At 64.6% G+C, this 8,548-nt stretch carries 9 protein-coding genes and 1 rRNA gene (1 of these 10 only partly in view); 3 read left to right on the top strand and 7 right to left on the bottom strand.

Annotated elements, in window-relative coordinates:
- From GQ651_RS13650 to msrP, 5 genes are all read right to left on the bottom strand, one after another.
- Window positions 1-21: ribosomal RNA gene (locus GQ651_RS13650) — 16S ribosomal RNA — on the bottom strand (it extends 1,445 nt beyond the left edge of the window).
- A gap of 663 nt (window positions 22-684) precedes the next feature.
- Window positions 685-1,896: an MFS transporter gene (locus GQ651_RS13645; protein ID WP_160764792.1), complete on the bottom strand. Its 1,212-nt coding sequence runs from the start codon at window positions 1,894-1,896 to the stop codon at window positions 685-687.
- 40 nt (window positions 1,897-1,936) lie between these two features.
- The gene (gene msrQ, locus GQ651_RS13640) at window positions 1,937-2,545 is read right to left on the bottom strand and encodes a protein-methionine-sulfoxide reductase heme-binding subunit MsrQ (RefSeq protein WP_160764791.1); all 609 of its coding nucleotides are present in this window, start codon (window positions 2,543-2,545) and stop codon (window positions 1,937-1,939) included.
- The gene (locus GQ651_RS18765; RefSeq protein WP_227258174.1) at window positions 2,542-2,754 is read right to left on the bottom strand and encodes a GDCCVxC domain-containing (seleno)protein; all 213 of its coding nucleotides are present in this window, start codon (window positions 2,752-2,754) and stop codon (window positions 2,542-2,544) included. The genes msrQ and GQ651_RS18765 overlap by 4 nt, the downstream gene beginning before the upstream one ends.
- A 4-nt stretch (window positions 2,755-2,758) precedes the next feature.
- Window positions 2,759-3,688 (bottom strand): protein-methionine-sulfoxide reductase catalytic subunit MsrP, encoded by a 930-nt coding sequence (msrP, locus tag GQ651_RS13635; protein ID WP_160764790.1) that lies wholly within the window; start codon window positions 3,686-3,688, stop codon window positions 2,759-2,761.
- A gap of 309 nt (window positions 3,689-3,997) precedes the next feature.
- On the opposite strand from msrP, the gene GQ651_RS13630 reads away from it, so the two are divergent.
- Complete coding sequence (locus GQ651_RS13630; RefSeq protein WP_160764789.1) at window positions 3,998-4,477, top strand: fasciclin domain-containing protein; 480 nt, start codon at window positions 3,998-4,000, stop codon at window positions 4,475-4,477.
- Window positions 4,478-4,615: 138 nt separating this feature from the next.
- Here the strand turns inward: GQ651_RS13630 and GQ651_RS13625 are convergent, their stop codons facing one another.
- Window positions 4,616-6,286 (bottom strand): Y-family DNA polymerase, encoded by a 1,671-nt coding sequence (locus GQ651_RS13625; RefSeq protein WP_160764788.1) that lies wholly within the window; start codon window positions 6,284-6,286, stop codon window positions 4,616-4,618.
- Window positions 6,287-6,416: 130 nt separating this feature from the next.
- Here GQ651_RS13625 and GQ651_RS13620 point away from each other — a divergent pair, with 130 nt between their 5' ends.
- Complete coding sequence (locus GQ651_RS13620; RefSeq protein ID WP_160764787.1) at window positions 6,417-6,845, top strand: c-type cytochrome; 429 nt, start codon at window positions 6,417-6,419, stop codon at window positions 6,843-6,845.
- Window positions 6,846-6,870: 25 nt separating this feature from the next.
- Here the strand turns inward: GQ651_RS13620 and GQ651_RS13615 are convergent, their stop codons facing one another.
- The gene (locus GQ651_RS13615) at window positions 6,871-7,212 is read right to left on the bottom strand and encodes a hypothetical protein (protein ID WP_160764786.1); all 342 of its coding nucleotides are present in this window, start codon (window positions 7,210-7,212) and stop codon (window positions 6,871-6,873) included.
- A 135-nt stretch (window positions 7,213-7,347) separates the two neighbouring features.
- Here GQ651_RS13615 and GQ651_RS13610 point away from each other — a divergent pair, with 135 nt between their 5' ends.
- The gene (locus GQ651_RS13610; RefSeq protein ID WP_160764785.1) at window positions 7,348-8,475 is read left to right on the top strand and encodes an S-(hydroxymethyl)glutathione dehydrogenase/class III alcohol dehydrogenase; all 1,128 of its coding nucleotides are present in this window, start codon (window positions 7,348-7,350) and stop codon (window positions 8,473-8,475) included.
- Window positions 8,476-8,548: the final 73 nt, after the last annotated feature.

Below are 8,548 nucleotides of genomic sequence, written 5' to 3'. Positions count from 1 at the left end.
CAGGATCAAACTCTCAAGTTGAAAAGCTGTTACCAGCTTATCCTTGACGTTCGAACCTCTGCACATCTCCGATACTCATGGCTGCTTTGGGGGCAAGCCATTATGCCCACCCGGCTAGGATAGGACACGTATCGGAAGTCATCTGTTTGTTGTGCTTCGGGTTTCATCAGAAACCGAAAGCCGTCCAAACAGTGAAGCTGACACTTCCATCATCGGCCGAAGCCTAGGAAGCCGATATGCAGTAGTTGATCCATCGAATAGACCAAACCGCCCACATATCTCTTCAGTTACCAGCGATTTCAAAGAGCGTTAGAGACAAAATCGACTGAGTGCGCCCTAACTTCTTCGGCGCGCCCCGCCTCATCTATCTCTGTTGTTTCTTGCGTCTCGTTGCCGTGTGGCCCGTCTGGCGCCCCGTTGGTGCATCTCTGCGCCGCCGGTGAGGGGGTATTTACGGATCGGTGCCGGGGTCCGCAAGAGGTTTTTTTCGGAAAGATGACACTTTTTTCGCGGACCCGGCGTCACCCTAAGAAATAAGGGGTTTCGCGCAATTTCCGGCGTGGATGCCCGCCTCTTCCGGCAATTTCTTTCCGCGCGCGCCCTGCCGAATGACGAGAATTTCGATGAATCGGAGCGGTCCTGACCGGAATCTCGGCCGTGCCCCCCCTCCGACTCGACGGAATCCTATCGAGTCGCCCCTCCAAGCGTGGCCGACGGTGACTCGTTTTCGCTGAGAGATGCGGAATCATCGGCTGCGGGACGCAACCAGGCCGCCAGATAGAGCGACAGAATCAAACCCGGCAGAAGCGCGGCCAGCCCCCAGTCGAGCGAAGCGAACTCCGCGATTCCCCCGATGAGCGGCGGACCGATCAGGAACCCGCCAAGCGCGACCATCGCCATGATGGCGATATTCGCGGATTCGTATCGGTCATCGAGCGCGGCGATGGCCGACACGCCAAGCGGATAGGCAGAAGACACCCCGAACCCGACAAGGGCATAGCCGGCATAGGCAAAGCCCAGCGGCAAAGGCAGCACTATACACAGTATCCCCGCAATCGCGGTGAGTGATGTCATCCGCGCCTGCCGAACCGGTCCCATCCGCCGCTTGAGCCAATCGCCAAGAAATCGCCCCCCCGCCATGAAGCCCGCAAATATTGTGACCGCGATTCCCGCGCGCTCTGTCACTTCCAGATCGCCAAGCCGTTCGGCCAGATGCACAGCCGCCCAGTCCGCCATCGCCCCCTCGGTCAGCGTCACGCAAAGCATCAGCCCCGCCACGAACAACAGCGCCGGCGGAAGCTTCCTGAACCGGCGTCTCGGCCGATGGGCCGTGTCCTCATCCCCCGGCAAGCGCGGAAGTACCCAGGCCGCCCAGACACCCAGCACCGCCGAGACCACGCCCAATACTATTATCTTCTGCATGGGCGTTCCGGCTGACAGCGCCACGAAGGCCGAACCCAGCATCAGACCCAGTGACCAGAAACCGTGGCAGCGGTTCATGATCATAACGCCCGCACGCTTCTCCAGCCGTCCCGCATAGGCGTTGATGCCCACCTCCAGGAACGCGACCATCGCGCCGAACACCGCGAGCGCACCGAAAAGAGCCGGACCGGACGGCGCCAGGAGCGGAAAAGTCAGCAGAACCGCCTGAATGGGAAAGAACACCATGAAGATGCGCCGCGGCCCGTATTGCCCGATGACCCGGCCCGCGATCTGCAGAAACGGAATCAGCGCCAGCGGCATCCCGAGAATGGCCATGGCCAACTCGCCCTTCGAAAGCTCCAGTGTTTCCTTGACGTGAGGGATCAGCGCCAGCCAGCCGCCGATCGCCAGCGGCTGAAGCACGAAAAGCGCCATGATGAGAAGCGTGGCCCGCCGGGCAGAATTCTTGTCCATGGCGCGACCCTAGCGGGAACGGCCACGGTGGGAAGTCACATTATGCAACCGCGCGTTTCACCGCCTTCGGCACGCGCATCGCCAGAAGCAGCACCACGATGCCCAGATAGACCAGCGGCTCGATCTGAAAGCCCTTGGCCAGCATCACCCAATGCACCGCCCCCAGGATCGCTGCAGCATAACCAAGCTGATGCAGACGCCGCCACTTGAGCGGACCGAGTTTGCGGATCGACCAGTTGTTCGACGTGACCGCCAGAGGGATCAGCAGGACGAACCCGATCATGCCGATGGTAATATAAGGACGCTTCAGAATATCGGCCCAGATTTGGGACAGGATCTGAACGTCCAGCACCAGCCAGACCAGAAGATGACAGGTGACGAAGTAGAACGTGACCAGCCCGATGGCCCGCCGGAACTTCACAAGGTTTACGCCGGTCATGTTCCTGAGCGGCGTCACCGCCAGCCCCGCGATCAGCCCCTGAAGCGCCAGCTCGCCCAGCCGATGTTCCAGCGCCTCGATCGGCTCGACACCGAGGCCGCCGGTCAGACCAAGATACAGATACCAGAAGGGCACCAGACCGCCCACTATATAGAGTGGCCAGGCGGGGACGCGGGACAGCGCCAGATTGATGCGCTGAGACGGCTTCATCCGCCGCAGCGCCCAGTGGCCTGCACAGGCGGACAGGCAACGGTCCCGTAAGAACAGAAGACACAGCAATCCCCGGCCTTCGGCCGGATCACTTCGTGACAGGACGGGCAGTCCCAGAAGAACAGACACCTGTCTTCCGGCATGACCACCTCTGCCACATGTCCGCAGGCCGGACAGGTCAGGGTCGATATCAGGGCGACACCGGCCATCAGGTCAGTAGTTCACCGACAGGTCCATGCCCTCGTAAAGACCGGCGACCTCGTTCTCATAGCCATTGAACATCAGCGTCTCCTGACGCGCCGCGAACAGACCGCCGCCGATCCGCCGCTCGGTCGCCTGGCTCCAGCGCGGATGATCGACGGTCGGGTTCACATTGGAATAGAAGCCGTACTCGCGCGCATTGGCCTTGTTCCAGCTCGTCGGCGGCTCGCTGTCTGTCAGCGTGATCCGGACGATCGACTTGATCGACTTGAAGCCATATTTCCACGGCACGACCAGACGCATCGGCGCGCCGTTCTGGTTCGGGATCGGCTCGTCATAAATGCCGGTCGCCATGATGGTGAGCGGATGCATGGCCTCGTCCAGCCTGAGCCCCTCGACATAGGGAAAGTCCAGAACCCGGCGGCGGACGCCCGGCATGACCTCGGGGATGACGGCGGTCTCGAAGGCGACGTAGCGCGCACCCGACTGGACGCCCACGCGGTCCAGCAGGTCTGCCAGCTCGAACCCGACCCACGGGATCACCATCGACCACGCCTCGACGCAGCGGAACCGGTAGATGCGTTCCTCCAGCGTCTGACCTTCCAGAATCTGGTCCATGGAATAGGTGCCCGGGCGGTCGACCATACCGTCGATGACCACCGACCAAGGGCTGGTCTGCATCGCGCCGGCATTCTGTGCGGGATCGTCCTTGCCCACGCCGAATTCGTAGAAGTTGTTGTAGGAGGTGATCTCCTCGAACGTGTTGGGCTCGAGACCGCTTCCATAAGAGGTCTTCCGCGCCCCGAGCGATGCCAGCGCAGGCGACGCGATCGACGCGCCCCCGGCGGCCATCGCACCGGCAATGATCTGCCTCCGGTTCAGCCATGCCGCCTTGGGCGTGACATCCGCGTGCGTGAGTGGGCTTTTGTATCGGCCTGCCATGGTCATCCTCCAATCGCTCCGTTGAGACTTGTCGCGCAAGCGCGCGCCGCGCAATCCGCCTCACGGCTTTGTGCTCGCCTGTCATATAGACCGATGTGTCGGGGCAGCCATTTTCCCGTTGTGAATAACATGTTTGTGACCCATCGGGCCTTGTTCGTGAAGACGGGCCCGGCTTAGCGCGGACCGGCTTTCCGTCAAACGGGCTCGGCAAGAATTCTCCGGGGATCCAATCCGAAAATACGTCCGTATATGACCCCGAGATGCCAAAACAGGTATCCGTAACCAGAACCAGTTTGGGAGACCAACGTTATGAAAAAAGCACTTCTTGGCGGCGCTGCCGCAATCATGCTCTCCGCACCCGCCTTCGCCGGCGGTCATTCCAAGGACATCGTGGCGACCGCTCAGGACGCCGGGTCCTTCTCGACGCTGATCGCTGCAGTGGAAGCCGCCGGCCTTGTCGAGACGTTGCAGGGTGAAGGCCCGTTCACCGTCTTCGCGCCCACCGACGAGGCCTTCGCGGCTCTGCCCGAAGGTACGGTCGAGAACCTGCTCAAGCCCGAAAACATCGACCAGCTCACGGCGATCCTGACCTACCACGTCGTGCCGGGCAAGGTGATGTCGGGCGATCTGACCGACGACATGGAAGCCGAAACCGTTCAGGGTTCCTCGGTAACCATCGACCTGGATAACGGCGTCATGGTCGAAGAGGCCAGCGTCGTGACCGCGGACGTGGAAGCGTCGAACGGCGTGATCCACGTCATCGACCGCGTGATCCTGCCGGAAGGTTGAGATATCACCACGGCTGGGGGGCGCCGCCCCCCAGACCCCCCCGGGAGTATTTCTCCCAAGAAGAACGACAATTTGATTCAAATTTTCGCTTCGCCTGTTTGAAAATATCCCCGCCGGAGGCCGCGCGCGTCAGCGCGCTCAGGCGAAACGGCCCTGGCAGAACCAGCCTTTGGACAGCGCCGCGCCATGCGCGAAATAGAGCCAGAGCCGCTCTCCCGTCCGCGTCGTCACCCGCCAGTAATCGCGCACCCCCGTCCGCCAGTCGGGCTCGTCCAGCCACCATTCCGGCGCGATCCGTTCAGGTCCCGTGGCCGACAGCGTCTCGAACACCCGCCCCCGCCAGCGGAACTCGGGCGGCAATGCGGGCGCGTCGGGGGCGGCCACAAGCTCGGGGCGCCATATCTCGATCGGGCGCGCCACGGGCGGCGCGGGCCAGCCCCCCTCACGGGGCGCCGACCACGCGGCGGCCAGTACCTGCGCGGTCTTCTCGGGGATGTGACTGTCCCCCGGCACCAGCCTGGTGATCGCGTCCAGCCCCACCCGAGCGCCCAGCCGTCCGATCAGATCGTCCACCGCGGCAGTGCCGCCACCGGGCGCCTTTCGCGCCCGGCCATCGGCGGCGGCCTCGGCATGGCCCCGGTGCTGCTCGGCATAGACCGGCTCGGTTACCGGCGCCGCCAGCCGGATACGCTCGATCCCGAAACCCGCGTCGATCTCGGAAAGCTTCATCAGAAGAAGCGGGCGAATGCGGTCGGGCTCGGACGAGGGGCGCGCCAGACCCACCTCGACCCATTGCATCGTGTGATCGGTGCGGTGGCATTCCATCCGCACCCGCCGCGCGCCGCGGCCCGCCGCGCGCAACTTCTCCCCGAACGCCGGCAACAGCCGGTCGAGCGCATGGGCGATGTCGCTTTCCAGCCCGATCGGCTCGGGCAGGGTCAGGCGGAGGACGAAGCGGGCGGACGGGCGCGCCGGGCTGACGGGCTCGGGCTCCACACCCGTCGCCTGATCCAGCCGGCGGACCAGACCCTGACCGAAGCGGCGCGCCAGCGCGGCGCGCGGCTGACCCGTAAGGTCCCCGACCCGCCGGAGGCCGAGACGCTCCAGCATCGCCCGCGTCTCGTCATCCAGCCGGAGCGCCGCCACCGGCAGAGGCGCGAGCGCGCTCCGCATCTGACCGGGCGGCGCGATGGCGCCTCCGCGCATCTCGCCCTCCTCCCGCGCCGGTCCCGGCCCGCCCCGCTCCCAGTGACGTCGCCGCGCCGCGCGGGACCGGGTGGCGCGCGCCTCCTGCGCGATGTCGTCGCCTGTCCGCGCGCCCGCGCCTGCGCCCTGCCCCGCATAGCGCGCCAGCGCCCATGCCGCGCCCACCGTGTCGCCGATCCCCGCCCGCACCGTCAGCTCCAGATCGGCGCAATCCTGCACCACCGTCCGCATGAGTTCCGCCTCGCCCCCGAAGAGATGCGCACATCCCGTCAGGTCGATCACCAGCGCCTCGGGCGGTTCTTCCGAAACCCAGGGGCTGAACTTACCCGCCCACCGGCGAAGCGCCGTCAGGAAAGCGGCATCGAGGCGCGGGTTGGCCAGCCGTGTCTGCAGCTCGGGGCACATGGCGCGCGCATCTCTCAGCGGCTGCCCCCGGACCAGCCCCGCCGCTTCGGCCTCGGTCGAGAGCGACACCAGCACCTGCGCCCCCCGCTCGTCGCCCACCACCGCCATCGGTCCCGCAGGCAGCCCCCGGTCGAGCCGGAGGCACCGCTCCGCGGCAAGGCGCGGGAACCAGAGCGAGAGTATCCGCCGCTGAGGCATCGGGAGGCAGCCCAAATGTTCGTGTTTTGTTCACAACTTTCTAGGACACCGTTCCCGCGGAGTCGAGTCATGGGCTGGACCCTCCCGCTCCCTGTGTCACGAGAACCCGCCCCACTGAAGGAGACGCCCAATGAGAACTGGTACGATCATCGCCGCACTCTCCCTCACCATCGCCAGCGCCGCCTTCGCTCATTCGGGCGTCAAGGACCCACAGGTGAAAGCGTGGATGGAAAACATGAAATCCATCGCCACCGAGACCAAGACCCTCGGCCAAATGGCGCGCGGAATGACGCCTTTCGACCGGGACGCCGCCGAAGCTGCACTTGCCAGTCTCGAAGCGCATGCTGCCCGGATACCCGATGTCTTCGCCAGACCGGCAGAGGACCCGCTTTCAGAAGCGCAGCCAACCATCTGGACCGAGCCCGAGGATTTCACGCGTGCTGCGACCGCACTTCGGAGTGCCGCACGCCTGCCGGTGGAGACAGCCGACGACCTGCGCGCCGCGATGGGTGCCATCGGCTCGACTTGCAAGGAATGCCACGGCCGCTACCGGCAATAACACTCCGAGCCTGCGGGGCCGGAGGTCAGCCGCAGGTGACCCGCAGGATCACACCATCCATGCCGTAGATGATGTTGGTCCGCTGCGGCAGGTATTCCTGCGTGACGATAGCGGTCTCGCCATAGGCACGGATCATGTCATCCGCCGGCAACGTGACCGCCGCGATACTGGTCCCGATCAGGGGGCGGTAGTCGGCGGCGTCGCATTCCTCCGGCAAGGCGTTATCACCACCCACGTCGTCTGCGGCCTCGCCAAACGCGCCGGCCTCGCCTTCGATCGGGGTGACGAGGGCGGTGTCCTCCTCGGCGACACAGGCGGTGAGGCCAATGCAGAGAACGAGGCCGAACGAAAGGCGGGGACAGGTCATGACAAGGGTCCTTCAGGAAACGGCGCATCCCGCCGTCGGTCGTTCCTTAGAATAACGCGCCCGGCGCGTTGAGCAAATTCTTGATAAGCCGCGCCCTTTCGCGCAGGCTCCCGGCAACAGGAAAGGACCGAAAACATGAGAACACGCGCCGCAGTCGCCGTTGAAGCCGGAAAACCGCTCGAAGTCATGGAGGTCAATCTCGAAGGCCCCAAGCCGGGCGAAGTCCTGGTCGAGATCAAGGCCACCGGTATCTGCCACACGGATGAATTCACCCTCTCGGGTGCCGACCCCGAGGGGCTCTTCCCGGCGATCCTCGGTCATGAGGGTGCGGGCGTCGTGATGGAGGTGGGCGAAGGCGTGACAAGCGTGAAGCCGGGCGACCACGTCATCCCTCTATATACGCCGGAATGCCGGACCTGCCCGTCCTGCCTCAGCCAGAAGACGAACCTCTGCACCTCGATCCGCGCGACCCAGGGCCAGGGCGTGATGCCCGACGGCACGTCGCGGTTCACCACGCTCGATGGCGACCCGATCCTGCACTACATGGGCTGCTCGACCTTTGCCAATCATACAGTCCTGCCGGAAATCGCCGTGGCCAAGGTCCGCGAGGACGCGCCCTTCGACAAGATCTGCTACATCGGCTGCGGCGTGACGACCGGCATCGGCGCGGTGATCAACACCGCCAAGGTCGAGATCGGCGCCAAGGCGGTGGTCTTCGGCCTGGGCGGTATCGGACTGAATGTGATCCAGGGGCTCAGGCTTGCCGGCGCCGACATGATCATCGGCGTCGATATCAACCCCGACAAGGTGCCCATGGCCGAGCATTTCGGCATGACCCACTACCTGAACCCCAACGATGTCGACGACGTGGTGGCCGAGATCGTCAACATGACGAAGACGCCCTTCGACCAGATCGGCGGGGCGGATTATTCCTTCGACGCGACCGGCAACGTGCAGGTCATGCGCGCCGCGCTGGAATGCACCCACCGGGGCTGGGGCGTGTCGGTCATCATCGGTGTGGCCCCTGCAGGAGCCGAGATCTCGACCCGTCCTTTCCAGCTTGTCACGGGCCGGGTCTGGAAAGGCACCGCCTTCGGCGGCGCGCGGGGCCGCACGGACGTGCCGCAGATCGTCGACTGGTACATGGACGGCAAGATCGAGATCGACCCGATGATCACCCACACGCTGAGCCTCGACAATATCAACGAAGGGTTCGAGCTGATGCACGCGGGCAAGTCGATCCGTAGCGTGGTGGTTTACTGATTTGCGCCGCCTGACGGCGTCGCGGTTCCGGAGGGGCACTGCCCCTCCGGACCTCCCCGGGATATTTCGGAAC

It is taken from the genome of Kangsaoukella pontilimi (genome assembly GCF_009830125.1).
Classification (GTDB): domain Bacteria; phylum Pseudomonadota; class Alphaproteobacteria; order Rhodobacterales; family Rhodobacteraceae; genus Kangsaoukella; species Kangsaoukella pontilimi.
Note: the sequence above shows the minus strand (reverse complement) of the source record. Positions and strands in the feature narration are given on the sequence as shown.